The 26,785-nt window shown below is 72.8% G+C and carries 23 protein-coding genes; 14 read left to right on the top strand and 9 right to left on the bottom strand.

Annotation, left to right across the window (positions count from 1 at the left end; translation table 11 throughout):
* Nucleotides 1-66: 66 nt before the first annotated feature.
* The 4 genes from ACZ4K2_RS03085 to ACZ4K2_RS03070 form a co-directional block, all read right to left on the bottom strand.
* Nucleotides 67-1,137: a phosphotriesterase family protein gene (locus tag ACZ4K2_RS03085; protein WP_467469876.1), complete on the bottom strand. Its 1,071-nt coding sequence runs from the start codon at nt 1,135-1,137 to the stop codon at nt 67-69.
* Nucleotides 1,134-2,249, bottom strand: a complete 1,116-nt coding sequence (locus ACZ4K2_RS03080; protein WP_467469874.1) for a phosphotriesterase family protein — start codon at nt 2,247-2,249, stop codon at nt 1,134-1,136. Before ACZ4K2_RS03080 ends, ACZ4K2_RS03085 begins: the two co-directional genes overlap by 4 nt.
* 260 nt (nt 2,250-2,509) lie before the next feature.
* The gene (locus ACZ4K2_RS03075) at nt 2,510-3,184 is read right to left on the bottom strand and encodes a GntR family transcriptional regulator (protein ID WP_467469872.1); all 675 of its coding nucleotides are present in this window, start codon (nt 3,182-3,184) and stop codon (nt 2,510-2,512) included.
* A gap of 61 nt (nt 3,185-3,245) precedes the next feature.
* Nucleotides 3,246-3,986, bottom strand: coding sequence for an alpha/beta fold hydrolase (locus ACZ4K2_RS03070; protein ID WP_467469870.1), 741 nt, complete (start codon nt 3,984-3,986; stop codon nt 3,246-3,248).
* 285 nt (nt 3,987-4,271) lie between these two features.
* Between ACZ4K2_RS03070 and ACZ4K2_RS03065 the strand changes: the two genes are divergently transcribed.
* From ACZ4K2_RS03065 to hpaD, 4 genes are read left to right on the top strand one after another with little or no spacing between them, the layout of a single operon-like run.
* Nucleotides 4,272-5,708: a fumarylacetoacetate hydrolase family protein gene (locus ACZ4K2_RS03065; protein WP_467469868.1), complete on the top strand. Its 1,437-nt coding sequence runs from the start codon at nt 4,272-4,274 to the stop codon at nt 5,706-5,708.
* Nucleotides 5,709-5,741: 33 nt separating this feature from the next.
* Nucleotides 5,742-6,662, top strand: a complete 921-nt coding sequence (dapA, locus tag ACZ4K2_RS03060; protein ID WP_467469866.1) for a 4-hydroxy-tetrahydrodipicolinate synthase — start codon at nt 5,742-5,744, stop codon at nt 6,660-6,662.
* 22 nt (nt 6,663-6,684) lie between these two features.
* Nucleotides 6,685-8,184 carry a 5-carboxymethyl-2-hydroxymuconate semialdehyde dehydrogenase gene (hpaE, locus tag ACZ4K2_RS03055; protein WP_467469864.1) on the top strand — a complete coding sequence of 500 codons (1,500 nt, stop codon included), beginning with the start codon at nt 6,685-6,687 and terminating at the stop codon, nt 8,182-8,184.
* 19 nt (nt 8,185-8,203) lie between these two features.
* Nucleotides 8,204-9,229, top strand: coding sequence for a 3,4-dihydroxyphenylacetate 2,3-dioxygenase (hpaD, locus tag ACZ4K2_RS03050; protein ID WP_467469862.1), 1,026 nt, complete (start codon nt 8,204-8,206; stop codon nt 9,227-9,229).
* 195 nt (nt 9,230-9,424) lie between these two features.
* Here hpaD and ACZ4K2_RS03045 read toward each other — a convergent pair whose 3' ends face one another.
* Genes ACZ4K2_RS03045 through ACZ4K2_RS03030 form a run of 4 tightly spaced genes read right to left on the bottom strand, consistent with a single transcriptional unit; the run spans nt 9,425 to nt 13,825 of the window.
* Nucleotides 9,425-10,675, bottom strand: a complete 1,251-nt coding sequence (locus ACZ4K2_RS03045; RefSeq protein WP_467469860.1) for a multidrug effflux MFS transporter — start codon at nt 10,673-10,675, stop codon at nt 9,425-9,427.
* 26 nt (nt 10,676-10,701) lie between these two features.
* Nucleotides 10,702-11,700, bottom strand: a complete 999-nt coding sequence (locus ACZ4K2_RS03040; protein ID WP_467469859.1) for an alpha/beta hydrolase — start codon at nt 11,698-11,700, stop codon at nt 10,702-10,704.
* Between the two features lie 29 nt (nt 11,701-11,729).
* Nucleotides 11,730-12,692 (bottom strand): aldo/keto reductase, encoded by a 963-nt coding sequence (locus tag ACZ4K2_RS03035; protein WP_467469857.1) that lies wholly within the window; start codon nt 12,690-12,692, stop codon nt 11,730-11,732.
* Between the two features lie 23 nt (nt 12,693-12,715).
* Nucleotides 12,716-13,825 (bottom strand): zinc-binding dehydrogenase, encoded by a 1,110-nt coding sequence (locus ACZ4K2_RS03030; protein WP_467469855.1) that lies wholly within the window; start codon nt 13,823-13,825, stop codon nt 12,716-12,718.
* 100 nt (nt 13,826-13,925) lie between these two features.
* On the opposite strand from ACZ4K2_RS03030, the gene ACZ4K2_RS03025 reads away from it, so the two are divergent.
* Nucleotides 13,926-15,320: an amidohydrolase gene (locus tag ACZ4K2_RS03025; protein WP_467469853.1), complete on the top strand. Its 1,395-nt coding sequence runs from the start codon at nt 13,926-13,928 to the stop codon at nt 15,318-15,320.
* Between the two features lie 641 nt (nt 15,321-15,961).
* Here the strand turns inward: ACZ4K2_RS03025 and ACZ4K2_RS03020 are convergent.
* A complete protein-coding gene (locus tag ACZ4K2_RS03020; protein WP_467469851.1) occupies nt 15,962-16,702 on the bottom strand; it encodes an SDR family NAD(P)-dependent oxidoreductase in 741 nt (246 codons plus the stop codon).
* A gap of 88 nt (nt 16,703-16,790) precedes the next feature.
* Here ACZ4K2_RS03020 and ACZ4K2_RS03015 point away from each other — a divergent pair, with 88 nt between their 5' ends.
* From ACZ4K2_RS03015 to ACZ4K2_RS02975, 9 genes are all read left to right on the top strand, one after another.
* Complete coding sequence (locus tag ACZ4K2_RS03015; RefSeq protein WP_467469850.1) at nt 16,791-17,759, top strand: aldo/keto reductase; 969 nt, start codon at nt 16,791-16,793, stop codon at nt 17,757-17,759.
* Between the two features lie 71 nt (nt 17,760-17,830).
* Nucleotides 17,831-18,820 (top strand): methyltransferase, encoded by a 990-nt coding sequence (locus ACZ4K2_RS03010; RefSeq protein WP_467469848.1) that lies wholly within the window; start codon nt 17,831-17,833, stop codon nt 18,818-18,820.
* Between the two features lie 270 nt (nt 18,821-19,090).
* Nucleotides 19,091-20,602, top strand: a complete 1,512-nt coding sequence (locus ACZ4K2_RS03005) for an ABC transporter substrate-binding protein (RefSeq protein WP_467469846.1) — start codon at nt 19,091-19,093, stop codon at nt 20,600-20,602.
* Nucleotides 20,603-20,659: 57 nt separating this feature from the next.
* On the top strand, nt 20,660-21,601 hold the full coding sequence (locus ACZ4K2_RS03000; protein WP_467469844.1) for an ABC transporter permease: 942 nt from the start codon (nt 20,660-20,662) through the stop codon (nt 21,599-21,601).
* Nucleotides 21,598-23,391, top strand: a complete 1,794-nt coding sequence (locus tag ACZ4K2_RS02995; protein ID WP_467469842.1) for a dipeptide/oligopeptide/nickel ABC transporter permease/ATP-binding protein — start codon at nt 21,598-21,600, stop codon at nt 23,389-23,391. Before ACZ4K2_RS03000 ends, ACZ4K2_RS02995 begins: the two co-directional genes overlap by 4 nt.
* Entirely contained in the window at nt 23,388-24,239 is an 852-nt protein-coding gene (locus ACZ4K2_RS02990; RefSeq protein ID WP_467469840.1) for an ATP-binding cassette domain-containing protein, read from the top strand. Before ACZ4K2_RS02995 ends, ACZ4K2_RS02990 begins: the two co-directional genes overlap by 4 nt.
* Before the next feature lie 8 nt (nt 24,240-24,247).
* Entirely contained in the window at nt 24,248-24,838 is a 591-nt protein-coding gene (locus ACZ4K2_RS02985) for a TetR/AcrR family transcriptional regulator (protein ID WP_467469839.1), read from the top strand.
* A gap of 51 nt (nt 24,839-24,889) precedes the next feature.
* Nucleotides 24,890-26,338 (top strand): aldehyde dehydrogenase family protein, encoded by a 1,449-nt coding sequence (locus ACZ4K2_RS02980; protein ID WP_467469837.1) that lies wholly within the window; start codon nt 24,890-24,892, stop codon nt 26,336-26,338.
* Nucleotides 26,331-26,750: a nuclear transport factor 2 family protein gene (locus ACZ4K2_RS02975; protein ID WP_467469836.1), complete on the top strand. Its 420-nt coding sequence runs from the start codon at nt 26,331-26,333 to the stop codon at nt 26,748-26,750. Before ACZ4K2_RS02980 ends, ACZ4K2_RS02975 begins: the two co-directional genes overlap by 8 nt.
* The last annotated feature ends 35 nt before the right edge of the window (nt 26,751-26,785 follow it).

Here is a 26,785-nt window from a genome sequence, read left to right as displayed (position 1 = left end):
CCCTCACGTGTGTCTTGCGGTTACGGGCTCACGTGTGTCTTGCGGGTACGGGCCGCCGGCGGGTGTTCACCGCGGTCCGGCGAAGGCGAGCGCGCGCGCGGGATTCTCGACCATGATCGTGTGCAGGGCCTCCTCGCTCACCCCGAGGCGGCTCAGGGCGGGCAGGAAGTGCCGGGGGATGTAGTCGTACCCCTGCCCGCCGTACCGCTTGAGCTGGATCTTCTGGCACACGTCGTGGCCCAGCAGGATCTGGTCCGCGTGGCCGCGCTCGATCAGGTCCGCGACGCCCCGGACGGTCTTGTGGTCGCTGGTCAGAACGAGGTGTCCCCAGGGGCTGCCGGGGGAGGCCAGGAAGTCGAACTCCACGAAGACGCCGCGGTCGAGCACGCGCCTGCCGAACGAGGGGTCCGCGAGGACGTCCCCGGCGTGGCCCAGGACGACGTTCGACGGGGCGACGCCCTCCTCCGCGAGGATGTCGAGCACCCGGAACTTGTCCTCGCCGACCCCGCCGACGTGGAAGGTGACCGGGGCTCCCGTCACCCTGCTCGCACGGCCGCTCGCGCGTACGCTCTTGAGCTCGTTGTCCGTCAGCGGCACGGTCTCCGCGCCGACCTCACCGATGACACCCGCACGGACGCCGGTGCCGTCGGCTCCGAGCACGATGTCGCGCACGATGACGTCGGCGAGTTCGTCGACGGAGCGCTCGTCCATGTCCGCCGGGTGGAAGGCGGTGGTGTACCAGCCGCCGCCCATCACGATGTTGAGGCCGCTCGCCCGGGAGAGCCGCAGCAGGGACTCCGGGTCCCGGCCCAGGCCGATGGAGGAGACCTCGACCATGGTGCGTCCGCCGCTCCGGGCGAAGGCGAGCACCTCGTCGAGCATCTCGTCGAAGTCGTCCAGCACGTCGTTGTCGGCGTTGGGGCGCCCGTGGCGGGTGCGGGCCAGGGTGGCGAGGGTGAGCGGCTCGGCGGCCTCGGGGGAGTCCTCACCGGGACGGTGGAACCGCGGGGACCGCCGCAGGTCGACGAAGACGTGCTCGTGCATGACCGTGGGACCGAGCACCGCCGGGTCCACGGGACCGGCGACGGTGAGGGCCCGGCCGGTGAGGTCCGGGATGTCGAAGGGGTAGCGGCTCACGAGTCGGCCCTCCGGTTCGCGAGGGTGAGCAGTCGGCCGGGGTTGTGCACGGTGAGGGACTCCACGAGGGCGTCGTCGGCCCCGAGCATCCGGAGGTAGGGGACGAACTGCTGGAGGAGGAAGCCGTAGCCGCCTCCGCCGTAGGCGAGCAACTGCGCCTTGGTGCGCACGTCGTGCGAGAGCAGGATCCGTCCGGCGTGGCCCCGGCGGGCGAGTTCCAGCACGGCCGCCGCGACGTCCTGGTCGTCGCTGACCCCGTGCACCGTGGGCAGTCGGCCGAGCTGGTCGAACTGCACGAACACCCCGCGTTCCAGGAGTGGTTCGAGGTCGTCGGGGTCGGGGGCGAGTGCGTCGCAGTGTCCGACGGCGACCCGTGCGAGGTCCGCGCCCTCCTCGGCCAGCAGATCGAGCACCCGGTGCTGGGTGGCGGCGTCGCCGGAACGGCGAAGCGAGATCGCGGCGCCCGTGGCCGCCGACGCGCGCGCCGCCGCGACGAGGACGGCGCGCGCGGCGGGCTCGTCCGGGTCGAGGGCCGCGATCCCGCCGATGATGCCCGCCCGGACCCCGTCCACACCCTCGGTGAGGTCCCGGACGATCTCGTCGGCCAGGCTGTCGGCGGCGGGGGCGGGTCCCGCGGACCACGCGGGGTGGTACCGGCCCGCGCCCATGACGATGTGCAGGCCGCTCGCCGCGGCGATCCGCCGCAGGGCCGCCGGATCACGGCCGGGGCCGGCCGGCGTGGCGTCCACCAGGGTGGCGCCGCCGGCCCGGGCGAACGCGGCGGCCTCGCCGGCGGCGAGGGCCTCGTCGTCCAGCAGCCAGTTGTCCCGGTTGGGCGCGCCCAGGGCGACCTCGCCGAGGAGGTCCATCGTCAGGGGTGCGTGGTAGAGCCGGAGCCGGCTCGCGGACGAGGGGCGGCGGTGCCCGGTGGCGGCCCAGGATTGCGCCGTGTCGTCCGGCGGGGCGAAGTCGCTCAGCAGGTGTTCGTGGGGGAGTACCGCGCCGAGCGCCTCCGGCGGTACCTCGCCGGTGACGGTGACGGCCGTCCCCCCGGACGCCCGAGCGACGGTGGGCGCGTTGACCGCGTCCCCAGTCGAGTCGGTGGTGGACATGCGGAGCACGATAACAGATGAGATACCTCATCGTATACGATGCGCGCGCCGAATCCGGCCTGTTCGGCAGGGGTTCCGTACGGGACCCCACGCCCCGTCAGGCGCTCCGGATGAGGCACTCCGGAGAGGTCGACGGCGGAGCGCCGCGGCCCGCCGGTCCGGTGGCCGGATGGTCCGGGTGATCCGCCGGTCCCGCGACCCGCCGGCCCCGCTTGACGGCGGGCCGGGGGGCGCGGCCCGGGCTCAGGGTGCGGCCCGGCTCAGTGCGCGGCTTTGGCCTGGTGCAGTGCGTCCGCGGTGGCGATCTTGTGGGCGCAGGCGACCTGTTCGATCTCCTGTGCCGGCGCGCCGGTCTCGATCAGTTCCAGCAGCCGTTCGTGCTCCGCCACCGAGCGGCGGGCCCGCCCGGGCACATGGCTGAAGGTCGAGCGGCGCATGTGGTCCAGCCGCGCCCACTCCGCCTCCATGAGGGTGACCAGGTGCCGGTCAGGGCAGTGCGCGTAGAGGGAGAAGTGGAACTTGCGGTTGAGCGCGGTGAAGGACGCCGGGTCGAAGTCCTCAAGTGCCGTAATCATGCGCGCGTTGATCTCGCGTGACTCCGCGATGTGCTCCGCGGTCATGTGCGGCGCGGAGATCGCGGTCGCGTACCCCTCCAGGCGGGCCAGGACCTGGAGCGAGTGCTCCACCTGGGCGGCGTCGAAGACCGCCACCCTGGCGCCGATGTTGCGGACGACCTCGACCAGCCCCTCGGACTGGAGCCTGCGCAGCGCCTCCCGCAGGGGGATCGTGCTGACGCCGGTCTCGCGTGCGAGCTGGCTGAGGACCAGCCGGTACCCCGGTCCGTAGGTGCCGTCGAGGATGCGCGAGCGCAGCAGTTCGTAGCTCAGCTCCGCCTTCGACCCTTTGGTGCGAGTCCGTTTCTCCGTGGTGCTCATCGGTGTTCCCCTACCCTGGACCGGCCGGCCGCCTCGCGGCCGCGGCTGTGTACGCGGAGGTTCATCCCGCAAGAACCTCCAGGACTGTACGGCGGAACGCGGCACCGGCGAGCGCCCCGAGGTGATCGCCGGGGACCGTGACGAGCTCCGCCCCGTCGACAGTACCGACGACCCGGTCGATCCCGCGGGTCATGACGTCGTCCTCGCCGACGACGAAGACCGGCGGGGTCGGCGCGCCCCAGGACTCCGGCGCGAACGGCGTGGCACGCAGCCCCTCGACGCACAGGGCGAGGCCCGGCGCCCGGTCGCCGTGGACGCGCACCATGCCGGCGATCGCCGCGGTGAACGGATCGGCGGGTTCGGTGCCGTCGTCGACCGCGCGGTGCAGTGCCGCCACGTCGACCGCCCCGAAGGGCTCGACCGGGCTGAGCCCGCCGAGGACGGCCCGGCGCAGCCGGCCGGGCGCCGCCCCGGGCAGCTCCCAGGCGAGCCGGGCGCCCAGCGAGTACCCGACCACGTCGAACGTCCCGACGCCCGCCTCGTCCAGCACGGTGACCAGGTCCGCGACGAGGGCCGGCACGCCGGCCTCGCCGGCCGACCCCGGCGCCGGGCTTCCTCCGTGGCCCCGCAGGTCGGGCGCGATCACCACATGCCCGGCCCCGGACAGCGCCTGGGCGATCCCGGTCTCGAACCAGTCCTGGTGACCGTCGGAACCGAAGCCGTGCACGAGCAGGACGGGGGGCCGCTCGGCGGCCTGTTCGGGGGCGAACGTACGGATGGTCAGACCGGTTCGGCTGTGCATCGGGCGCGCACCTCTCGCATAGTGTGTCGTATACGATCTGCGATCCTACTCGCCCGGCCTCTCGGCCGCGCCGTTCTCGGTACAGCCGGTCGCGCGGATCAAGCGCGGTCCGTCGGTCCCTTCCGGATCGTGCACGACAACGTATACGATCCGAGTGTCGGCGTTACCCGGTCCGGTGCCGGAACGGTCCGCCGCCGTCCGCGCCCCGTGCCGCCGGCCGGCCCGCGGGCGGGCGCCGCCGCTCCTCGACAAGCGTCCTGTCGCCCATGCCCAGGGAGAACTCCCGTGCCGCATCCGCTGGGAACCCAGCCCTCGAAGATCATCGCCGTCCACCTCAACTACCGCTGCCGGGCCAAGGAGCGCGGCCGCGTCCCCGACCAGCCGTCCTACTTCCTCAAGCCGCCTTCCTCCCTCGCCGGGACCGGCGATCCCCTCGTCCGTCCCCGCGGCTGTGAACTCATGGCGTTCGAGGGCGAGATCGCACTCGTCATCGGCCGCCGCGCGCAGCGGGTCGCCCCGGAGCGGGGCTGGGAGCACGTCGCCTGGGTGACGGCCGCCGACGACGCCGGCGCGTACGACCTGCGGTACGCCGACCGCGGCTCCAACCTGCGCTCCAAGGGGGCCGACGGCTTCACGCCCGTCGGCCCGAGGCTGCTGGACGCCGCCGGGCTCGACCCCGCCGCACTGCGGCTGCGCACCTGGGTCAACGGCGAACTGGTCCAGGAGGCCGACACCTCCACGCTGCTGTTCCCGTTCGGCGAGCTGATCGCCGACCTCTCGCGTCTGGTCACGCTGGAGCCCGGCGACGTCATCCTCACCGGCACCCCGGCCGGCGCCTCCGTGGTCTCGCCCGGCGACGTCGTGGAGGTGGAGGTCGACGCACCGGACCGGAACGTCTCCAGCGGCCGGCTGCGCAACACGGTCACCGACGCCGAGCACGACCTGGCGGCCTGGGGCGCCATGCCCCGCGTCGACGCCGCACTGCGCGCCGACGCCTGGGGCGCGGCCCGCCCGGCGGAACCCGCGCTGGACGAGGGCATCGCCGAGGCGCTGCGCGGCCTGTCCACCGCCACCCTCAGCTCCCAGCTGCGCAAGCGCGGCCTGCACCACATGACGATCGACGGCACCCGCCCGGCCGACCCCGGCGCCAGGCTGGTCGGCACCGCCCACACCCTGCGCTACCTGCCGCTGCGCGAGGACCTCTTCGAGAGGTTCGGCAACGGCATGAACGCGCAGAAACGCGCCGTCGAGGAACTGCGCCCCGGCCAGGTGCTCGTGATGGACGCCCGCCGCGACCCCACGGCCGGCACGGTCGGCGACATCCTGGCGCTGCGGGCGAAGATGCGCGGCGCGGCCGGCATCGTCACCGACGGCGGCCTGCGGGACAGCGCCGCGGTGGCCGCCCTGGGCCTGCCGACGTACTACGCCACCGAGCACCCCGCCGTCCTCGGGCGCCGCCACGTCCCCTGGGACACCGGCGTCCCGATCGCCTGCGGCGGCGCGCTCGTCCAGCCCGGCGACATCCTCGTCGGCGACGCCGACGGTGTCGTCGTCGTCCCGCCCGACCTGGTCGAACAGCTCGTCGCCGACAGCACCGAACAGGAACTCCAGGAGCGGTTCATCGCCGAGCAGGTGGCGCAGGGCGAACCGGTCCAGGGCCTCTACCCGCTCGGACCCACCTGGCGGGCGGCCTACGAGCAGTGGCGCGGCACCCACTCCTGACCCACGTCCCCACCCATCACAACGGAGCACCTCATGAAGTTCCGCACCGATCCCGCCACCATCCGCGGGTCCATCGCCCCCGTCGTCACGCCGTTCACCGAGGACGGCGCGGTCGACCACGACAGCCTCCGTGGCCTGATCGCCTGGCAGCTGGAGTCGGGCTCGCACGGCATCTCGCTGGGCGGCTCCACCGGCGAGCCCTCGGCGCAGAGCACCGACGAACGCATCGCCGCCATGCACACGGCCGCCGCCGAGATCGGCGACCGGGTCCCGTTCCTGCCCGGCACCGGCTCGCACAAGCTGGACGAGACCCTGGAGATCACCGCCGCCGCCCGGGAGCTGGGCGCGGACGCCGCCCTGGTCATCACCCCGTACTACGCGCGCCCCACCCAGGAGGCGCTGTACCAGTGGTACGCGACGGTGGCCCGCGAGTTCCCCGACCTGCCCATCGTCGCCTACAACGTGCCCTCCCGCACCGCCGTCGACATCGCCCCGGAGACGGTCAAGCGGCTCTTCACCGACTTCGACAACTTCGTCGGCGTCAAGGAGACCACCAAGGACTTCGAGCACTTCTCCCGGGTGCTGCACGCCTGCGGGCGTGAGCTGCTGGTGTGGTCCGGCATCGAGCTGCTGTGCCTCCCGCTGCTCGCCCTCGGTGGCGCCGGGTTCGTCTCCGCGGTGGCCAACCTGGCGCCGACCGCGGTGGCCCGCATGTACGAGCTGTGGGAGGCCGGCGAGTTCGACGCGGCACGGGACCTGCACTACCGCCTGCACCCGCTGGTGGACCTGCTGTTCGTCGAGACCAACCCCGCCCCCGCCAAGTGGGTGCTGGGGCAGCAGGGCCGGATCGCCTCGGGCCACGTGCGTCCGCCGCTCACCGCGCCCACCGAGAACGGCCTGAGCCGCATCCGCGCCCTGCTCGCCGAGGGCGGCGACCTCACCCAGCAGATCTGACCCTCCGAACGGAAGAGACACCATGGCCACCACACCGACCGGGCACCGCCCGGCCGACCTGCCCGACCGGATCCGCCACTGGATCGGCGGTGAGCTGCTCGACAGCGCCGACGGACGCACCTTCCCCGTCTGCGACCCCGTCTCCAACTCGCCCTACGCGACCGCCGCGGCCGGCGGCCCCGGCGACGTGGACCGCGCCGTCGCCGCGGCCGGCGCGGCCTTCCCCGCCTGGTCCAGGATCAGCAACCGGGAGCGCGCCCGCGTCCTGTACCGCATCGCGGACGCCGTGGAGGCGCGCGAGGAACGCCTGGCCGCGCTGGAGACCTTCGACTCCGGGCTGCCGATCACGCAGGCCAGGGGCCAGGCCCGGCGGGCGGCCGAGAACTTCCGCTACTTCGGCGACGTGGTCGTCGCCCTGGGCGAGGAGGCCTTCCGGGCCGGCGACCAGCAGATCAACTACGTCGTCCGCACCCCCGTCGGCGTGGCCGGCCTCATCACCCCGTGGAACACCCCGTTCATGCTGGAGAGCTGGAAGCTGGCCCCGGCGCTGGCCTCCGGCTGCACCCTGGTCCTCAAGCCCGCCGAGTGGACCCCGCTCTCCGCCAGCCTGTGGCCGGAGATCCTCGACGAGGCCGGCGTGCCGGCCGGCGTGGTCAACATCGTGCACGGCCTCGGCGAGGAGGCCGGCCAGGCCCTCGTGGACCACCCGGGGGTCCCGCTGATCTCCTTCACCGGCTCCACGGACACCGGCCGGCACATCGTCCGCAGCTCCGCGGCACACCTGAAGACCACGTCGATGGAGCTGGGCGGCAAGTCCCCGGTCGTCCTCTTCGCCGACGCCGACCTCGACGCGGCACTGGACTCCATCGTCTTCGGCGTCTTCTCGCTCAACGGAGAGCGCTGCACCGCGGGCTCCCGCGTCCTGGTGGAACGCCCGGTGTACGAGGAGTTCACCCGGCGCCTGGCCGAGCGCGCCGAGCGGGTGAAGGTCGGGCTGCCCGCCGACCCGGCCACCGAGGTGGGGGCGCTGGTGCACCCCGAGCACTACGAGCGCGTGCTGAAGTACGTCGAGATCGGCCGGCAGGAGGCGAAACTGGTGGCCGGCGGCACCCGCCCCGCACACCTGGCGGAGGGCAACTACCTCCAGCCCACCGTCTTCGCCGACGTCCCCCGCGACGCGCGGATCTTCCAGGAGGAGATCTTCGGGCCGGTCGTCGCCGTCGCCCCCTTCGACGACGAGGCCGAGGCCGTCGACCTGGCGAACGCCACCGAGTACGGTCTCGCGGCCTACGTGTGGACGTCCGACCTCAAGCGCGGCCACCGCGTCGCCCACGCCGTCGAGTCCGGCATGGTGTGGATCAACTCGCACAACGTCCGCGACCTGCGCACTCCCTTCGGAGGGGTGAAGTCCTCCGGACTGGGCCGCGAGGGCGGTGCGCATAGTATCGACTTCTACACCGAGTCGAAGATCGTCCACGTGATGCTCGGCGAGGCCCACACCCCCCGCTTCGGCGCGTCCTGACCGTCAAGGAGCCGTACCCATGACCACCCCTCCCGACGTCGTCCGCTCCGCCTACGCCCAGCTCGTCGTCACCGATCTGGACAGGGCCCGCTGGTTCTGGGGCGACATGCTGGGTTTCCACATCCAGTACGAGGACGAGTCCCTGCTCTGCCTGCGCGGGACCGACGAACTCACCCACCACTCCCTCGTGCTGCGCAAGGGCGAGACCGCGGCCCTGGACCACCTGGCCTACCGGGTGCGCACCAGCGAGGACGTCGACCGCGCCGAGCAGTACTTCAAGGAGCTCGGCCGGCCCGTGCGCCGCGTCCCCAAGGGCACCGGGACCCCGGGTGTCGGCGACGCCGTCCGCGTCGTCGACCCGCTCGGCTTCCCGGTGGAGTTCTTCCACGAGATCGACCGCGCCGAGCGCCTCATCCAGCGCTACGACCTGCGCCGGGGCGCCGAGATCGCCCGCCTGGACCACTTCAACATCTGCACCCCCGACATACCCGCCGCCTACGCCCACTACCAGGCACTCGGCTTCGGCTGCTCGGAGACCATCGAGGGCGACGAGCACGAGCTGTACGCGGCCTGGATGTACCGCAAGCAGACCGTCCACGACGTCGCCTTCACCGGTGGCGCCGGGCCCCGGCTGCACCACGTGGGCGTGGCGACGCACGAGTCGCACCAGGTCCTGCGCACCGCCGACCTCTTCGGTTCGCTGCGCAAGGAGCACCACATCGAGCGGGGCCCCGGCCGGCACGGTGTCTCCAACGCCTTCTACCTCTACCTGCGCGACCCCGACGGGCACCGGGTAGAGATCTACACCTCGGACTACTACACCGGCGACCCCGACCACGAGACCTACCGGTGGAACGTCCGCGACGATCGCCGCCGTGACTTCTGGGGCAACGCGGTGATCGAGTCCTGGTACAAGGAGGCGGCCCCGGTCCTCGACCTCGACGGCCGCCCCCAGCCCGTCATTGAGGCCGCGCTGGACGAGTCCGCCGTACAGGTGGGCGCGGACGGCCTGGGGATCGTCGGGCCGGGCGGACAGGACGGCTGACGCGGCACCCGGATGACGAAGAGCCGGGCCCCCAGGGGTCCGGCTCTTTCGCGTGCCCGCCGTCCGCGGCCCCCCGCCGGCCCGGCACTCACAGGTGCTGCCACCGGCCCGCCACATACGGGCGCTGCCGCCGGCCCGGCACGTACGAGCGCTGCCGCCGGCGTGGATCGCCGGCGGCAGCGCGGGGGAGGTGTGTCAGTTGGAGGCGCCCTGGGGTGTTCCGGCACCGTCCGCGCGGCGCTTCCCGCCGGACGAGGGGCCGGGACCCCCGGGACCGCGCAGCCGGGGCAGCACGGCGGTCCACACCAGCAGGCAGGCGGCCGCCGTGGCGACGGCCATGGTGAGGGCCATGGACACCTCGGCGGACCCGCCGAGCGCGACGAGGGGCGCCACGAGCGGACCGACGGCGAAGGTCGACATGCCGAGCAGGGCCGCGGCCGTCCCGGCGCGTTCGCCGTGGCCCGCGAGGGCGAGGGCGTGGCTGTTGGGACTGATGACGCCGTAGCAGAACAGCACCAGCGCCAGGGCGACGAGCAGGGCGGTCAGGCCGAATCCGGCGACCACCGTGCCGAGCAGGCACAGGGCGGCGACCGCGGTCGCCGTGGTGCCCACGACGTACATGCGCGCGGGGCCAGCCCGGCGCACGACGGCCCGGTTGGACAGCGAACCCAGCATCGCGACGACCGCGTTCACCGCGAAGACCGCGCCGAACGCCTGGGGGGTGAGGTGGTAGCCGTTCTGCAGCACGAAGCTGATGGACGCCAGGTACGTGAAGAACGCCGTGCCGGTGCAGGTCCCCACCAGCAGGTAGCAGACGAACAGGCGGTCGCGCAGGACCGTGCCGAACCGCCGGCCGGTCTCCCTGAACCCGCCCCGGTGCCGCAGCCCGGGCGGCAGGGTCTCGGGCAGCAGGGTGCTCACGACGGCCAGCAGGACGGCGCCGACACCGGCGAGGACGACGAAGAGCCCCCGCCAGTCCAGCACGGCGGCGAGCTGGCCGCCCGCGACCGGCGCCAGGACGGGGGCCAGCGCACCGACGAGCCCGAGCAGGCTGAGCAGCCGCGCCAGCTCGATGCCGGACGCGATGTCCCGGGCCGCGGCGAGCCCGACGACGACCCCCGCCGACCCGGTGACACCCTGGAGGAACCGGGTCACGAGCAGGACCTCGATGGTCGGCGCGAACGCGCACAGCAGCGAGAACACCGTGAACAGCGCGACGCCCCACATCAGGGGGCGCCGCCTGCCCATCCGGTCGCTGAGCGGTCCCGCCACGAGCTGGCCGAACGCGAGCCCGAGCATGCACACCGACATCGACGCCTGGGCCAGGCTCTCGCTGGTGTGCAGGTCGGTGGCGAGCCGGGGCAGCAGCGGCATGGAGAGGTCCATCGACAGCGGCCCGAACACCTCTAGCGAGCCCAGGACGAACGCGGCGCGGCGCGGGCTCATGACACGGGCGCCCCCCGCGGACGTCGTCACCGGTCCCGGCCGGCGGTGCCCAGGGTCCGCCGCAGCCACGAGTCACGGGCGGCCACGGCGGCCCGGGCGGCCTCGGTGTCCGCGGAGAAGCCCGTGAAGCCGTGGTACCCCCCGGACCACACGTGCAGCTCGGCCCGGCCGCCGGCCGCCCAGATCCGGGTGGCGTAGTCGACCGCCTCGTCGCGGAAGACCTCCGCCGCGCCGACCGTGACACAGGCCGGAGGCAGCCCGGACAGGTCACGGGCGCGGGCGGGCGCCGCGTACGGCGAGACGCGGTCGGTGCCCCGGTCCGCGCCCAGCACCGCGGTCCAGGCGGTGTCGTTGTTGTGGCGGTCCCAGATGCCGATGCCCTCGTACTGCCTGCTCGACACCGTGGTGTTGCGGTCGTCGAGCATCGGGCAGTCCAGCACCTGCCCGGCGAGGGCGGGGCCGCCGCGGTCCCGGGCCATCAGCGCGACCGCCGCGCTCAGGCCCCCGCCCGCGCTCGCACCGCTGACGACGATGCGGTCCCGGTCCACGCCGAGGGCCTCGGCGTTCTCGGCGAACCAGACCAGGCCCGCGTAGCAGTCCTCGGCGGCGGCGGGCGCCGGATGCTCCGGAGCGAGGCGGTACTCGACGGTCACGGCGACGGCGCCGTACCTCAGCACCTCGTCGACCAGTCCCGCCACGCCGAAGAACCGGTTGCCGAGCACCATCCCGCCGCCGTGGATGCCGTAGATGCCCGGTGCGTCGCGGACGTCCCCGCGCGGGCGCAGGACCGTCAGCTCCACGTCCGGCGCACCGGCCGGACCGGCCACCGTGACGTGCTCGACGTCCACGGGCCGGCCGGCGACCGCCTCCTCGACGGGCGGCACGATCGTGGCGAAGTGGGCGCGGTTGGCGAGGATCGTGCCGGCCCGCAGCGGGATCGGCTCGACGAGTTCGCGGCAGGCGGCGAGGCCCGGTTCGAGCTGCGGGTCGTAGGGGACGGGGCGCGGACGCGGCACGCCGGTCACGGCTCCGGCTCCCGGTGGTGTGGTCACGGTCAGGGGCCTTCCGGGTCGACGATGCCGCGGTCGGCCCAGAACGGCTCGACGCGGGAGCGCAGTTCGGCGGCACCGACCCGGTCCACCAGGGACAGGGCGTCGATGTTCTGCCGGACCTGCTCCAGCCGGGAGGCGCCGACGAGTGTCGTGGCGTTGGCGGGGTGGGTGAGCGTGAACGCGATCGCGAGCTGCGCGGGGGTGGTGCCGAGTTCGCGGGCGAGCGCGGTGACGCCCGGGACGGTCGCCACGATCGCCTCGCGGATCGCGCCGGGGTCGCGGCCGATCTCCCGGTCGGGCGTGGTGCGGCCGGCGAGGATGCCGCCCTCCAGGACGTCGGAGGCCTGCATGCTCAGTCCGGCGGCGAACAGCCCGGCGAACGGCTCGCCGTCGGGGATGGCCCGGCGCGCGAGGCTGTACTTGAGCTGCGCGATCTGCGGGCCCGGCACACCGCGCTCGGCGGCGATCCGGCGGAGGGCGTGGACATTCGAGGCGGACCAGTTGTTCACGCCCCAGGCCCGGATCAGTCCCGCCTCCGTGAGGGCGGCGAGGTCGCCGACGAGGTCCTCCAGCGCCACGTCGTCCCGCCGGAGGTCGCCGAGGATCACCAGGTCGGCGTGGTCGAGCCCGGTCCGCAGGAAGGCGTTCTTCAACTGCGGGGCGAAACCCTCCTCGCCGAAGCCCTCGATCCACAGCTTCACCGAGGCCAGGTAGGAGTCCCGGGGCGCCTTCACCGCCCGCATGATCGCGCCCCACAGGACGTCGGTGAAGACGGGAGGCATGCCGGGCATGCCGTAGACACCCACGTCGAACAGGTTGACGCCCTGGTCGAGCGCGTACCGGACCATGTGGACGGCGTCGGCGAAGTCCATCCGGTCGAAGGTGTGCCACGAGCCGAGGGAGAGCACCGACGCCTCGAGGTCGCTGGTGCCGATACGGCGGCGGGGGAGCAGGGGGGTGGTCACGTGTGGTTCCTTTCTCCGGCCGCTCAGGCGAGCCGGGGGTCGATGACGGCCTTGATCTCCTCGTGCCTGCTCATCGCGGTGATGCGCTCGAAGGCCCCGGAGAGGCCGACGGGCTCACCGAACAGCCGGTCCCACGGCATGCGGTCCGGGAAGGAGGTGAAGAAGCCGATCGCGTCGTGGTAGTCGGCGATGTCGCCGTTGAGCGAGCCGACGATGCTGAGTTCCTTGCCCATCACGGTGCCGAGGGTGATGGGTTCGGAGACCGGGCCGGTGCTGCCCACGACGACGACGCGTCCGCGCTGCGCGGCCATCTCCACGGCCTCCCGGCCGACCGACGGGGCGCCCGCGAAGTCGAGTACCAGGTCGGCGCCGTGACCGCCGGTCAGTTCCCGCACCCGTTCGACGACGGCCTCGGAGCCGGCGGCGATGTCCACCGTCTCGGCGGCGCCGAACTCGTGCGCCAGGGCCAGTCGCGCCGGGGGAGCGCCGACGGTGATCACGCTGCCCGCGCCGCTGAGGTAGGCCACCGCGGTCGCGAAGAGACCGAGGGCCCCGGAGCCCTGCACGACGACACGGGAGCCGGGGCGTACGCCGCCGGCCCGGGAGAAGGCCCGGAGCACGGTCTTCGCCGCGCAGCCGGCCATCGCCGCCCAGGTGTCGGGGATCTGCTCGGGCAGCAGGAGCTTGGCGGCGCCGGGCACCACGTAGGCGTACTCGCACAGGCCCGCCGTGGCGTAGGGAGGGGCGTCGGAGCGCTGGAGGAACCCGTAGCCCCGGTGCGAGCAGGCGACCGGTTCGCGCAGCACCGCGCAGCCGTGGCAGGCGCCGCAGGTCGACTCCGACCAGCCGATGCGGTCGCCGACGGAGAGTGCGCGGCCCAGTGCGTCCCGGGTGTCCGGGCCTACGGCGACGATCTCGCCGACCATCTCGTGGCCGAGCACCATCGGCAGCATGCCGGGGAAGGTCATCTTGCCCGACCAGATCTCGATGTCGGTGCCGCAGAGCGTCGTGCGCAGGATGCGTACCAGGGCGGCGCCGGGTTCCGTTCTCGCCGGCAGCGGCAACTCGGTGAGGTCCAGCGCGGCGCCGTGAGCGGTGAGGACGGCGGCACGTGTCGAGGAGGGTGTGTCCATGCGGAACTCCTTCGGATCGAGCGGTTCAGGGGCTCGACGATGCGTTAGTCTACGGACGTTGACTTAAATGTCGAGACCTTGAGAGCAGCGAGGAGCACCCGTGCGCACAGTCGACGGCGACGCCCGTAACGCATCGGCCGACCTGATCCTGCGAGGCGGTGTCGTCCACACGATGTCGCCGCGCGGGGCGGCAACCGCGATCGCGCTCCGCGACGGGCTCGTCGCCCGCATCGGCGACGACACGGAGGTGACGGCGCTCGCCGGACCCGCCACCGAGGTCGTCGACCTCGCCGGACGCGCTGTCCTGCCGGGCATCAACGACGCCCACCTGCACGCCACCTGGCTCGGCGCGATGTGGCCCGAGACCCTCTTCGGCGACCACGCCGGCCCCGGCCCGGCACCGCTGCGCCCGCTCGCCGACGGCGCGCAGCGCCGCCACGCCATCCTGCGCGCCCAGGAACTCGCCGCCTCGCTCGGCATCACCAGCTACACGGAGCCCGGCCTCGGCCCCGGCGAGGACGACGGCGAGACGGGAGCCTTCGGCACCTCGGTCGTAGGGCAGTACCGCGCCCTCGCCGCCGAGGGCCTGCTGCGCGCGCGGGTCACCGTCCTCTCCCTCTACGGCGAACTCGACGGACCGAGCGACCTGGAGAACTTCCTCGCCGGCCTCGCCGCCACCGACGGCACCACGAACGATCCGCGCTGGCTGCGGTTCGCCGGGGTCAAGATATTCGCCGACGGCATCCCGCCGATGGGCTCGGCGTACACCCACCACTGCTACGCCGACGGCGTCAGCCCGGAACTCCTCGTCGCGGGCGCCGACGACGCCGAGCGCGAGGCGAACCTGACGCGCATGATCCTCGCCGCGCACCGTGCGGACCGGCAGGTGGGGGTCCACGCCACCGGCGACCGCTCCGTGGAGATCGCGCTCGACGCCTTCGAGCGGGCCCGCGCCGAGCACGACACCGACCTGGGGCACTACATCATCCACGGCGACCTCGTCACCGGGCCGCAACTGCGCCGGATGGCCGCGCTCGGGGTGGGGCTCGACATGCAGCCGGAGATCGCGCTGCGCACCCGCTCCCTGGTGGACGCCGCCCTCGGCCCGGGTTCCGCGGCGGCCGCGTGGCCCCTGCAGGCGGCCCTGGACGCGGGCGTCTCCCTGTGCCTGACGTCCGACGCGCCCGTGCTCTCACCGGACTGGCGGCGCCAGATCGCGGCGGCCGACGAGTGGATGGGGCCGACGGCCGATCCGCGCGGGCGTATGGAGAGACTGCTGCGCTGCTACACGGTGGAGCCCGCCCGCCAGGACCGTGCCGCGTCCTGGAAGGGGACGCTCGCCCCGGGAATGGCGGCCGACCTGTGCGTGCTCGAAGCCGACCCGCTCACCCTGACTCCCGCCGAGCTCCCCGACGTCGAGGTGGCACTGACCGTGCTGGACGGAAAGACAGTCTTCGAGTCCGGGGCCCGCGCGGAGGCACCGGAAACCGTCTGACCGGGGCGGGACCGGTCTCGGCCGGGGCCGGGGGCCGGGCGGGCAGCCCGGCTTCCGGCACTCACGGCGCGTGAACGAGCCTGGCTGGCGCCCCAGCTTCCGGTTCCACCGCACATGAAGGGGCCGGGCCGCACGGCACATGCCGTGCGGCCCGGCCCGTGGTCATGGGGCGGACGGACTCACCGCAGTGCGGCCGGCGGCCCGCCGCCCGGGCCCGGAGGCGCCGGCCGCGACGGCCTCGACCACGTACGTACCGAACCCCTGTGGGACTGCGAGGCGGAGGCAGGGGGTTGCCCTACCGTGCGGTGACCCCATGCAGACGCCCGGGGTGCGGGCCGCAGCTCGGGCACGGCCGGCGGGCGCCTCCGGAGCGCGTCCGTCCTGACCCCGGTCGCCCGAGGTGCCGGCCCAGCTCGTGGGCCGTGCCGGAGTGCGCCGTGGGGACCCGGCCGCAGAGGTGTTCCACCGGCCGCGGATCACTCCCCGCACGGTCCGTGCGCGGCGGCGGTGTTCGACACAGATCACCGGGCCCTGCCGTCCGGCTGCCGGCTGCCCCGCGCGCGAACCTGCCGTACCACCGCGCAGGGCCGGGGGACCGGCACACCCCGTACGGCGTGCCGGGGTACGCGGCCGGCCCCGGTCTAGGTGAGCAACTGGCCGCCGTCCACCGGCAGGCTGGTCCCGGTGATGTGTGCGGCGGTGTCGCCGGCCAGGAACACGGCCGCCGCGGCGACGTCGTCGACCGCGGCGAGCCTGCGCAGCGGGATGCGGTCCTCCCACGCCTTGCGCTGCGGGGACCCCTCCGGCATGCCGACGGCCAGCATCTCGGTGAGGACGGGTCCGGGTGCCACGGCGTTGACGCGGATGCCGTGCCCGGCCAGCTCGATCGCGGCCCAGCGGGTCAGCGCGTCCACGGCGGCCTTGCTGCTCTCGTACCCGCCCATGCCCGGTGTGGGCTGGCGGCCGCCGATCGAGGAGATGTTGACGATGGCCCCGGCGACGCCGGCCTCGATCATCCGGCGGGCGACCTGCTGTGTCATCAGGAACGTGCCCACCACGTTGGTGCGCAGGATGGTCTCCAGGTCGGCGCCGGGCAGCTCCAGGACCGTGCCGTGGACCGTGAGCAGGCCCGCGTTGTTCACCAGCACCTCGACCGGCCCGAACTCCTTCCGTACCGCGTCCAGCTCACGGGTGACCGAGTCCGCGTCGGTGATGTCCAGGACCCGGCCGTGGACGCCGAGTTCCGCGGCCGTCTCCGTGACCCGTCCCGCGTCCCGGTCGGCGATCACCACGGTGTCACCCGCCGCCGCGAACGCCGCGGCCACCGCCCGCCCGATCCCGCCCGCTCCACCGGTGACCAGCACGGTGCGTGTGCGCTTCATCTTCACTCCCCTCGCACCGTGACCCACGTCACGGCGTCCGTATAGTATACAAGCGTAGACGAAAAAGCCGAGGCTTCCAGGAGGAGCTTTGAGCACTGCACAGACCGTTCCGCGCCGCCGGTTGGGGCCTGGTGGCCCCGACGTGCCGGTGCTGGCACTGGGGTCCTGGAACACCTGGGACCGGATGGCGTTCGACGACGCGGTGTCCCTGGTCGCGCGGGCCGCGGAGCTGGGTTGCGCGTTCTTCGACGTCGCGCACTACAACATGGGCCCGCACGCGGAGAACGCCCGGACCGACCTCATCTTCGGGCGCGCCGTGCGGGAGGCCGGGCTCGCCCGTGCCGACTGGCAGTTCTGCGGCAAACTCTGGCTGTGGGACTATCCCGCCACCGGCTTCACCCAGCAGATGGAGACATCGCTGGAGCGGGTCGGCACCGACCGGGCCGACATGGTCGTCGTCGGCGACTACTTCGGTGACCTCGACGTCGAACGGGTCGTCACCGACGTCGCCGAGCAGATCGACGCCGGCCGGTTCAGCACCTGGGGTGTGAACAACTGGCGGTACCGCGATCTGCGGGCGGCGATCGACGTCGCCCGCGAGCGGGGGCTCGTACCGCCCACGTTCGCCCAGCTCAAGTACGGCCTGGTCCGCAGGTCCATGGCCGAGGGCCCCTACTACGCACCACTGTTCGCATCCGGGGAACTCGCCCTCCAGGCGTCCGACGTCTTCGAGGGCGGCATGCTGGTCGGCAATCTCCGCCCGGACCGCAAGATCGGTGCCGACGTCGGCGGCATCCGTGAGCGCGTCGCCGCGTCCTACGGCGAGGTGCGGCGCCTGGCCGACGAGCTCGGCGCGTCCCCCGCCCAGTTGGGCATCGCCTTCTGCCTGGCCAACCCCGCCACCGCCAACGTGCTGGTCGGAGTCTCCCGGCAGGCCCAGCTGGAGGACAACGCCGGCGCGGTCGCCCTGCTCGAACGCGTGGGGGCGCCGGCACTGCGCCGGGCCGCGGCCGGCCTGTGGCTCGACCGCCACGTCGCCGCGGACGGCACCTGGTGAAGGAGGACGGCACCGTGCGGGACCCCGCACGGCCGTCGCACAACGGCACGACAACACTTCAGGAGGACACCATGACCACATCCGGCACGCCCGCGACGCCCGACCGCATCGTCGACATCGCGATCGGCTACATGGGCGCGAAGCAGCTCTTCGCCGCCGCTCGCACCGGCATCTTCCGTGCCCTGGCCGAGGGCGAGCGCGACGTGGCCGGCCTGGCCGCGGCCACCGGCGTCAGCGAGCAGATGGCACGCATCCTCGCCGACGCCATGAACGGGCTCGGCCTGCTGGAGCGCAGCGACGGCCGCTACCGGCTCGCGCCGGACGCCGCCGCCCACCTGTCCGGCGACGGCGAGCTCGACCTGCACCCCTTCCTCACCTTCCTCAACGAGATCAGCTACGGCCACTGGCTGCAGTTCGACACCACCGTCGACACGACCAAGCCCGGCGAACTCCAGATGGACGAGGCGCGGTGGGCCACGTTCATGGCCGGTGTCATGCGCTACAACGCGCTGCACGCCGCCATGCTCGTCCGGTCCTTCGACTTCACGCCCTACCGGGACATGCTCGACCTCGGCGGCCTCTCCCCGGAGTTCGCCATCGGCGCCCTGCGCGCCAACCCCGGGCTGTCGGCCCGCCTCGTCTTCGACCCGGCCTCCTCGGACTCCATAGCCGAGGCGCTCGCCGCGGCGGGCCTCGCCGACCGGGCGCGGATCGATCCCGCGCCGACCGACACGGCCCGGCCGGGCGGCGACCACGACCTCGTCATGGTCAACCACGTGATCCACCGCTTCGACGCGGAACAGAACCGTGCCATCCTGGCCAACGCCCGTGCCGCCGCCCGTCCCGGCGCGACACTCCTGCTGCTGGACTTCCTGCTGGACGACGACGACCGCCAGCGTCCGATCGACGCGCTGCACGCGGGCGAGTACTTCGTCATCGACGGCACCGTCGTCTACCCGGAGTCCGAGGTCACGGCGTGGCTGGAGGAGGCGGGCTGGCGCCGGCGCGAGGTGATCGCGCTGCCGGGAAGCCCGCGCGTGGTCGTCGCCGAGGCGGTCTGACACACCGTCCGACCGGCCGTCCGACAGGTCCTCGGACGCCGGCCGGACCATGGCTCCGCCAGTGCCGAACCGGGCGCGGCGGAGCCATTGCCTTTTTGGCCGACGTCCGTAGACTAACGGCCACGACGCGTGAGGTGACGTGCCGGGAAACTCCCCGCGCACCCGCTCTCAATCCCCGTGGGCCGAGCGCTGTGAAGGCGAGAGGGCGGGCGGTTCCCCTCTCCCAGATCGATCTGGCACCAGCGCCCCTCTTACCCGAGAGAAGACTCCATGAAGAGAATCTGGAGAGCCACACTTGTCGCGGTCGCCGCGCTCGCGATGGCCGCGTGTACGAACACCGCTGCGCCCTCCGGCAGCGGCCCGGACGAAGATATCAAGATCGGGACACTCCTCGACGTCACGTCCTGGGACCCGGCCAAGGCCGACATCGGCTTCGACGGCACCTACCTGTCGGCCGTCTACGACCCGCTGGTCGCCCTCGACAAGGACTCCCGCCCCGTGCCCGGGCTCGCCACGTCATGGACGTACTCACCGGACCACCTGACGCTCACCATGAACCTGCGCACCGGGGTGAAGTTCAGCGACGGGCAGGCCTTCGACGCCGCGGCCGCCGTGCAGAACCTGGAGCACCTCAAGGCCGGCGTCCGCTCCGGCCAGACCTACGCCCACGTCGACGACGTCAAGCAGGTCGACCGGGACACCATCGCCCTCCACCTGAACAAGAAGGACGACGCCCTCCTCTACTACATGGGGCTGGGACGCAGCTGGATGGCCTCGCCCGCCGCGATCAAGGCCGATACGCTCACCAGGCAGCCCGTCGGGTCGGGCCCGTACACCTACGACACCGGCAGGTCCACGGCGGGATCGGAGTACGTCTTCACCAAGAAGCCCGGTCACTGGGACGACAGGACGTACCCGTTCGGCACCCTGCACGTGCTGCCGATCGCCGACCCGACCGCGAGCTTCAACGCGATGCTCTCGGGCCAGCTCGACGTCAGCTACGCCAACGCCGCGGACATCCCCCGGGCGAAGGACAAGGGCTGGAACGTCGCGTCCGACGTCGCCACCTGGGTCGGCCTGCAGTTCACCGACCGCACCGGCAAGCAGCTCAAGCCGCTGGGCGACATCAGGGTGCGGCGGGCCATCAACCACGCCTTCGACGGCGCGGCCATGCTCAACTCGGTCGGCCAGAAGGCCGGAGTGGCGACGAACCAGGTGTTCCCCGCCGGCCGCCCGGCCTACGACGCCTCCCTCAACGACCGGTACGCCTTCGACATGGACAAGGCGAAGAAGCTGATGGCGGAGGCCGGCTACGCCGACGGGTTCGCCGTCACGATGCCGATGTCGTCGATCTTCCAGCCCTGGCAGCCCTCGGTCCAGCAGACCCTCGGCCGGCTCGGCATCAAGGTCACCTGGAAGAACCTGTCCCCGGCCGACTACCAGAAGAACGCCGCCACCTACCCGATGTTCGTGGCCGTCCTCGCCCTGGACTCCAACCCGGCCGCCTCGGTGGACGGCCGCATCACCTCCCGCCAGTGGTTCAACCCCAACCCCTCGGTGCAGGACTTCCCCGCGGTGGACAAGCTGGTCGGCCAGGTCCAGGCGGCCAACGGCGACCAGCAGATCGACCTGATCCGCAAGCTCAACGCGGAGATCACCGACCAGGCCTGGCAGGACGTCTGGTACCAGGCGAACAACACCTACTTCAGCGTCAAGGGCGTCAAGGTGACGCCGATCACCGGAATGATGTTCCCGACCCTGCGCTTCGTCCAGCGCGGCTAGTTCCGTCCCGGCTGGGGCCGCGCGCCCGACGTGCGGCCCCACCCAGAGGGGTCCCACATGATCAGATTCACGCTCCGGCGACTGGGATCAGGAGTCGCCCTCCTCCTCGTCGTCACATCCGCCACCTTCTTCCTGGCACACCTGGCCATCGGCGACCCCACCGCCGGCCTCCTCGGCAACAGCGCCACCCCCGCCCAGCGGGCGGCACTGCACGCACAACTCGGCCTCGACCGTCCGCTCCTCACCCAGTTCTGGGACTGGTTCTCGCACGCCCTGCGAGGCGACTTCGGCACCTCGTGGCGCAACTACCAGCCCGTCTCCGACCAGATCGCCCTGCGCGTCCCGGTCACCCTGTCGGTCGTGGTGGCCGCCACCCTCCTCGCGGCCGTCGTCGGCGTCGCCGTCGGCATCGCCACCGGCCTCCGTCCGGGCGGCCTCCTCGCCCGGGTCCTCAAGCTCGCCTCGGTGCTCCTGTTCGCCCTCCCGGGGTTCTGGGTCAGCCTCGTGCTCGTCATGACGTTCGCGGTCAAACTCAGGTGGTTCCCCGCGGTGGGCTACGTCCCCCTGACCCAGTCCGGCTCCGCGTGGCTCAGCTCCATCACCCTGCCCTCGGTCGCCCTGGCGCTCGGCGCCGTCGTGATGATCGCCGAGCAGCTGCGCAACGGCTTCATCGAGGTGAACAAGCAGGACTTCGTCCGCACCCTCCGGGCCCGCGGACTGTCCTCCCGCCGGGTGACGGTGCACGTGCTGCGCAACGCCTCGCCCGCCGCGCTCACCGTGCTCGCGGTGATGTTCGTCGGCCTCCTCGGCGGCGCCGTCGTCGTCGAGATCATCTTCAACCTCCCGGGCATCGGCCAGCTCACCCAGTCGGCCTCCCAGATCGGCGACATCCCCGTCCTGCTCGGGCTGACCGCCGTCACGGTCGTCTTCGTCGTCCTCATCAACTTCCTGCTCGACCTCGTGCTCGGGTGGGTCAACCCGAAGGTGCGGGAGATATGACCGACACCGTGTTCCCCGCAGCGGACGAACCCGTCCGCGTCCAGCGGCGGCTCTGGTCACGCTTCCTGCGCCGCCCGCTGGGCGCCGCCGCCCTGGCGGTGTTCCTCCTCGTCGTCCTCGTGGGACTGTTCGCCCCGCTGCTCGCCCCGCACGACCCCAACCTCGTCGACTACGGCCTCACCCAGGCCTCGCCCAGCGCCGCACATCCGATGGGCGGCGACTCGGCCGGCCGCGACATCCTCAGCCGGCTGCTCTACGGCGCGCGGACCACCGTCTACGGAGCCGCCATCGCCTGCCTGGTCGGGGTGGTGCTCGGGGTGCCGGCCGGTGTGGCCGCCGGCTACTTCGGGGGTGCCGTCGACCGGATCTGCTCGTGGATCAGCGACGGTCTGCAGTCCGTGCCCGGCATGATCGTCCTCCTCATCGTCGCCGCCGGCACCGGCGCCGACTTCACGAGTCTGATGGTGACGGTCGGTGCGTTCATGGCACCGGGTTACTACCGTGTCGCGCGCTCCAGGGCGCTCGCCGTGCGCCGGGAGCCGTACGTCGACGCCGCCCGCGTCGCGGGCCTCACCCACACCAAGATCCTGCACGCCCACATGCTGCGGGCCGTCCACGCACCGGTGATCATCCAGTCCGCGCTCACCGCGGGCGTCGCGATGGGCATGCAGACGGGCCTGCAGTTCCTCGGCGTGGGCAGCTCGTCCACCCCCGACTGGGGGCAGATGATGAACGACGGCTTCCGCACCATGGGCACGCACCCGCTGATCCTGCTGTGGCCCTCGGCCGCGCTGGGCCTCACGATCGCCGCGCTCGCCTTCGTGGGATCGACCCTCGCCGACCTGGTGAGCGTGCGGACGGAACCGGCGCCCCGGCGCCGGCGCCGCGCGGAACCACCGGCCGGGGAGACGGCCGGCAGCACCGGTGAGCTGGTGCACCCCGTCGAGGGGAGCGCGCTGCGGATCGACAACCTCCGCGTCACCTACCGCACGCCGCACGGCGACAAGCAGGTGGTGCGCGGGGTCAGCCTGGACGTCGCCCCCGGCGAGGTGCTCGGCATCGTCGGCGAGTCCGGATCGGGCAAGTCGCAGACCGTGTTCTCCGCCCTGGACCTGCTCCCCGCGGACGGCCGGGCGACGGCGGACGGCATCTGGATCGGCGGCACGGAGGTCGGCGGGCTCCCGCGGTCCGGACGGCACGCGCTGCTCGGCACCCGGATCGGCTACGTGCCCCAGGAGCCGATGAGCAACCTCGACCCCTGCTACACGATCGGGCACCAGCTCGTCGAACCCCTGCGGGCCGTGCACGGACTGAGCAAGTCCCAGGCGAAGGAGCGGGCCCACGAGGTCCTCCTGCGGGTCGGCATCACCGACCCCGACCGTGTGCTGGCCTCCTACCCGCACCAGGTCTCCGGCGGCATGGCGCAGCGCGTCCTCATCGCGGGCGCCGTCGCGGGCAGGCCGGCCCTCCTCGTCGCCGACGAGCCGACCACGGCCCTGGACGTCACCGTGCAGGCCGAGGTGCTGGAGCTGCTGCGTGAACTGCAGCGCGAGGACGGGATGGCGCTCGTCATCGTCACCCACAACTTCGCCGTGGTCGCCGACATCTGCGACCGGGTCGCGGTCATGAAGGACGGCCGCGTCATCGAGACCGGCACCGTCGGGCAGATCTTCGCCGCCCCCGCGGACCCGTACACCGCGGAGCTGATCAGGGCCTCGCAGGACGACACCGAGAGCCGCGACGACCTCGACGCGGCGTGGAACCAGGCCGGACGGACGGTGCACACGTGAAGACGGACACCAGCGACACCCCCCTGCTGGAAGTGGACGACCTCGTCGTGGACTACCGGCGCGGCCGCACCACCTTCCGCGCGCTCAAGGGCGTCTCGATGACCATCGGGGTGGGCGAGTGCGTGGGGCTGGTCGGGGAGAGCGGATCGGGCAAGTCGACGCTCGGCAAGGCCATCCTCGGACTGGCCGAGGTCACCTCCGGCACCATCCGCTTCGGCGGCGACGACATCACCCACCTCAAGGGAGCCGCCCGGCGCCGCCTGGCCGCCGACCTCCAGGTGGTCTTCCAGGACCCCTACGGTTCGCTGGACCCGACGATGACCGTCGGGCAGATCCTCGCCGAGCCCCTCACGGCCTCCGGCACCAGCCGGTCCGACGCACGGGTGACGGTGGCGGAGATGCTCGACCACGTACGGCTCCCAGCGGATGCCCTGACCCGCTACCCCAGCGAGTTCTCCGGCGGCCAGCGCCAGCGCGTGGCCATCGCCCGCGCGCTGGTGCGCCGGCCGCGCCTCATCGTGTGCGACGAACCCGTCAGCGCGCTGGACCTCACCACCCAGGCGGCGGTGATCGACCTGTTCATCGACATCCAGCGCGAGACCGGCGTCTCCTACCTCTTCGTCTCGCACGACCTCGGCGTGGTGCGGCGCATCTGCCACCGCGTCTCGGTGATGTACAAGGGGGAGTGCGTCGAGACCGGGCCGAACGAGACCGTCACCCGCACCCCCGAACACCCCTACACCCAGAAGCTGCTCCTGGCCTCGCCGGTCGCCGACCCGGTCCGCCAGGCGGAGCGCAGACAGAGCTGGCTCGGGCTTCGTGCACCGGCCGGATCGTCAGTACCGTAGGGAAAACCATGCCGAAGATTATCGATCACGATCAGCGGCGGCGGGAGATCGTCGCGGTCGCGAAAAAGCTCATCATCCAGGGCGGCTTCGAGGCCGCGACCATGCGGAGCATCGTCGCCGAGGCGGGTTTCGCCAACGGTGCGCTGAAGCGCTACTTCCCCAGCAAGGACAGCATCGTGGCCGCCACGTTCCAGAGCGTGCTGGCGGAGATGAGCGAGCGGATCGGGGCGGACGCCCCGTCGCCCGATCCGAGGGAGGCGCTGCGGCACGACGTCGAGGCGACGCTGCCCCTCGACGCGTACCGCATCGACTCCGCGCGCGTGCTGCTCGCGCTGTGGGAGCACTCGGTCGCCAACGAGGAACTCGCCACGCTGTACCGCGAGCACCTGCACGCCTGGCGCCGGCTGCTGGCCGAGCGGATCGCCGCGGCGCGGGGCAAGGGCGAGAGCGCCGACGCCCCCGCGGTGACCGCACTGGCCGGGGAGATCATCTCCGTCTCCATCGGTGCCAACGTCACCTCCCTGATGTTCCCGGACGGCTCACTCATCCCCGAGTACCGCGCCTATGTCGACCGGCTGATGCGGAACATCGCCGGATGACCGCGAAACCGCGGCGCCCGGGCCATGCCGACGACCAGAAAAGGACCCTGTATGGACGTACGAGGCCGGCTCTTCATCGGAGGTGAGTGGACGGCCGCCGCGGACGGGGCGGAGTTCACCACCCGCGATCCGGCCACCGGCTCGGTGCTGGGCAGCTGTGCCCAGGCCGGCCGGGCGGAGGCCGACGCCGCCGTGGACGCCGCGCGGCGGGCGCTGGACGACCCCGCGTGGGCGGCGATGCCCGCGGCCCAGCGGGCGAGGCTGCTGTGGCGGGTCGCCGAACTGATCGACCGCGACGCCGCCGCACTCGCCGAACTGGAGACGCGGGACCAGGGGCAGCCGCTGGGCGTGGCCCGCTCGGTCAGCGTCGCCGGGGCCGCGGAGCACTTCCGCTACTACGCGGGCTGGGTGACGAAGATCGAGGGGGCGGTCAGCCCCGTCTCCTTCCCCGGCACCCTGCACTACACCCGCCGGGAACCGGTCGGGGTGTGCGCGCTCATCACCCCCTGGAACTTCCCGCTGATGATCGCGGCGTGGAAGCTGGCGCCCGCGCTGGCCTGCGGCAACACCGTGATCCTGAAACCCGCCGAGCAGACCCCGCTGACCAGCCTGCACCTGGTGCGGCTGTGCGAGGAGGCCGGCTTCCCACCGGGTGTGGTCAACCTGCTGACCGGCGGCCCCGGGACCGGCCGGGCCCTCAGGGCGCACCCGGGGGTCGACAAGGTCTCCTTCACCGGTTCCACCGAGGTGGGACAGGAGATCGTCCGGTCCTCGGCGGACGACCTGAAGCGGGTCACCCTGGAACTGGGCGGCAAGGCCCCCAGCATCATCGCCCGGGACGCCGACATCGACGCCGCCGTCCAGGGCAACGTGCAGGGGGCGCTGCTCAACAGCGGGCAGGTGTGCGCCGCGTACGCGCGCTTCTACGTGGACCGGCACCGGGCCGAGGAGTTCACCGCGAAGCTCGCGGCCGCCGTGGACGCCCTGCGCCTGGGCCCCGGCCTGTCCCCGGACACCCAGCTCGGGCCCCTGGTCACCGACGACCACCTGCGCCGGGTGGACACGCTGGTGCGGGCGGGGGTGGCCGAGGGCGCCGAGCTGGTCACCGGCGGAACACGCGCCGACGGCCCCCTGGAGCGGGGCAACTTCTACCGGCCGACCGTCCTCACGGGCGTGCGGGACCGGATGTCCATCGCGCGGCAGGAGGTCTTCGGCCCCGTGCTGCCGGTGCTCACCTACGAGGACGAGGACGAACTGGTGGCCCGGGCCAACGACACCCGCTACGGCCTGGCCGCCGCGGTGTGGACCCGGGACCTGTCCACCGCCCACCGGCTGGCGGCGGGCGTCCGCGCGGGCGCGGTGTTCGTCAACATGCCGCCCGTGCCCGACCCCGCCGCCCCCTGGGGCGGATTCGGGGCCAGCGGCTGGGGCCGGGAGATGGGCTCCCACGCCCTGGACGTGTTCACCGAGACCAAGGGCGTCTGGATCCACCATGGCTGATCCGCGCCGCACCCCGCAGGAGACACCGATGAACGACCGCGCCGCGGAACACGACGGCGTCCAGGCCGCCGTGCGGGCCTACGCGACGGCGGTGGCCGCCGGCGACCCGCAGGCGGTCCGGGCGGCCTTCCGCCCGGACGCGTACATGTGGGGCTACCTCGGCCCGGACCTCGTGTCCGCGCCGATCGATGCGTTCTGCGAGGTGGTGGCGGCCGACTCCGCCGTCGCCGAGTGGGCCCCGCACTACACCTACGAGATCCGCTCCGTCGAGGTGAGCGGCGAGGTGGCCGTGGCCGTGCTCGACGAACGCGGCTACCAGGGCCACGACTTCACCAACCACTTCTCCCTGGTGCGGGAGGACGGGGTGTGGCGGATCGCTGGCAAGACGTTCTTCCGCCGCGACCCGGACTGAACCGCGGCACGAGCCCGAACGCCCCCCGCCCCGCC

The sequence above is a fragment of the Streptomyces sp. NPDC025833 genome (assembly GCF_055558055.1).
The sequence above is the reverse complement of the archived record's forward strand: the minus strand, read 5'-3'. Positions and strand labels throughout refer to the sequence as shown.

Bases quoted from the DNA above. Each gene is read 5' to 3' on its own strand.
- ACZ4K2_RS03080 (WP_467469874.1), bottom strand. From the start codon at position 2,249: ATGTCCACCACCGACTCGACTGGGGACGCGGTCAACGCGCCCACCGTC.
- ACZ4K2_RS03075 (WP_467469872.1), bottom strand. From the start codon at position 3,184: ATGAGCACCACGGAGAAACGGACTCGCACCAAAGGGTCGAAGGCGGAG.
- ACZ4K2_RS03070 (WP_467469870.1), bottom strand. From the start codon at position 3,986: ATGCACAGCCGAACCGGTCTGACCATCCGTACGTTCGCCCCCGAACAG.
- dapA (WP_467469866.1), top strand. From the start codon at position 5,742: ATGAAGTTCCGCACCGATCCCGCCACCATCCGCGGGTCCATCGCCCCC.
- hpaE (WP_467469864.1), top strand. From the start codon at position 6,685: ATGGCCACCACACCGACCGGGCACCGCCCGGCCGACCTGCCCGACCGG.
- hpaD (WP_467469862.1), top strand. From the start codon at position 8,204: ATGACCACCCCTCCCGACGTCGTCCGCTCCGCCTACGCCCAGCTCGTC.
- ACZ4K2_RS03045 (WP_467469860.1), bottom strand. From the start codon at position 10,675: ATGAGCCCGCGCCGCGCCGCGTTCGTCCTGGGCTCGCTAGAGGTGTTC.
- ACZ4K2_RS03030 (WP_467469855.1), bottom strand. From the start codon at position 13,825: ATGGACACACCCTCCTCGACACGTGCCGCCGTCCTCACCGCTCACGGC.
- ACZ4K2_RS03020 (WP_467469851.1), bottom strand. From the start codon at position 16,702: ATGAAGCGCACACGCACCGTGCTGGTCACCGGTGGAGCGGGCGGGATC.
- ACZ4K2_RS03010 (WP_467469848.1), top strand. From the start codon at position 17,831: ATGACCACATCCGGCACGCCCGCGACGCCCGACCGCATCGTCGACATC.
- ACZ4K2_RS03005 (WP_467469846.1), top strand. From the start codon at position 19,091: ATGAAGAGAATCTGGAGAGCCACACTTGTCGCGGTCGCCGCGCTCGCG.
- ACZ4K2_RS03000 (WP_467469844.1), top strand. From the start codon at position 20,660: ATGATCAGATTCACGCTCCGGCGACTGGGATCAGGAGTCGCCCTCCTC.
- ACZ4K2_RS02995 (WP_467469842.1), top strand. From the start codon at position 21,598: ATGACCGACACCGTGTTCCCCGCAGCGGACGAACCCGTCCGCGTCCAG.
- ACZ4K2_RS02985 (WP_467469839.1), top strand. From the start codon at position 24,248: ATGCCGAAGATTATCGATCACGATCAGCGGCGGCGGGAGATCGTCGCG.
- ACZ4K2_RS02980 (WP_467469837.1), top strand. From the start codon at position 24,890: ATGGACGTACGAGGCCGGCTCTTCATCGGAGGTGAGTGGACGGCCGCC.
- ACZ4K2_RS02975 (WP_467469836.1), top strand. From the start codon at position 26,331: ATGGCTGATCCGCGCCGCACCCCGCAGGAGACACCGATGAACGACCGC.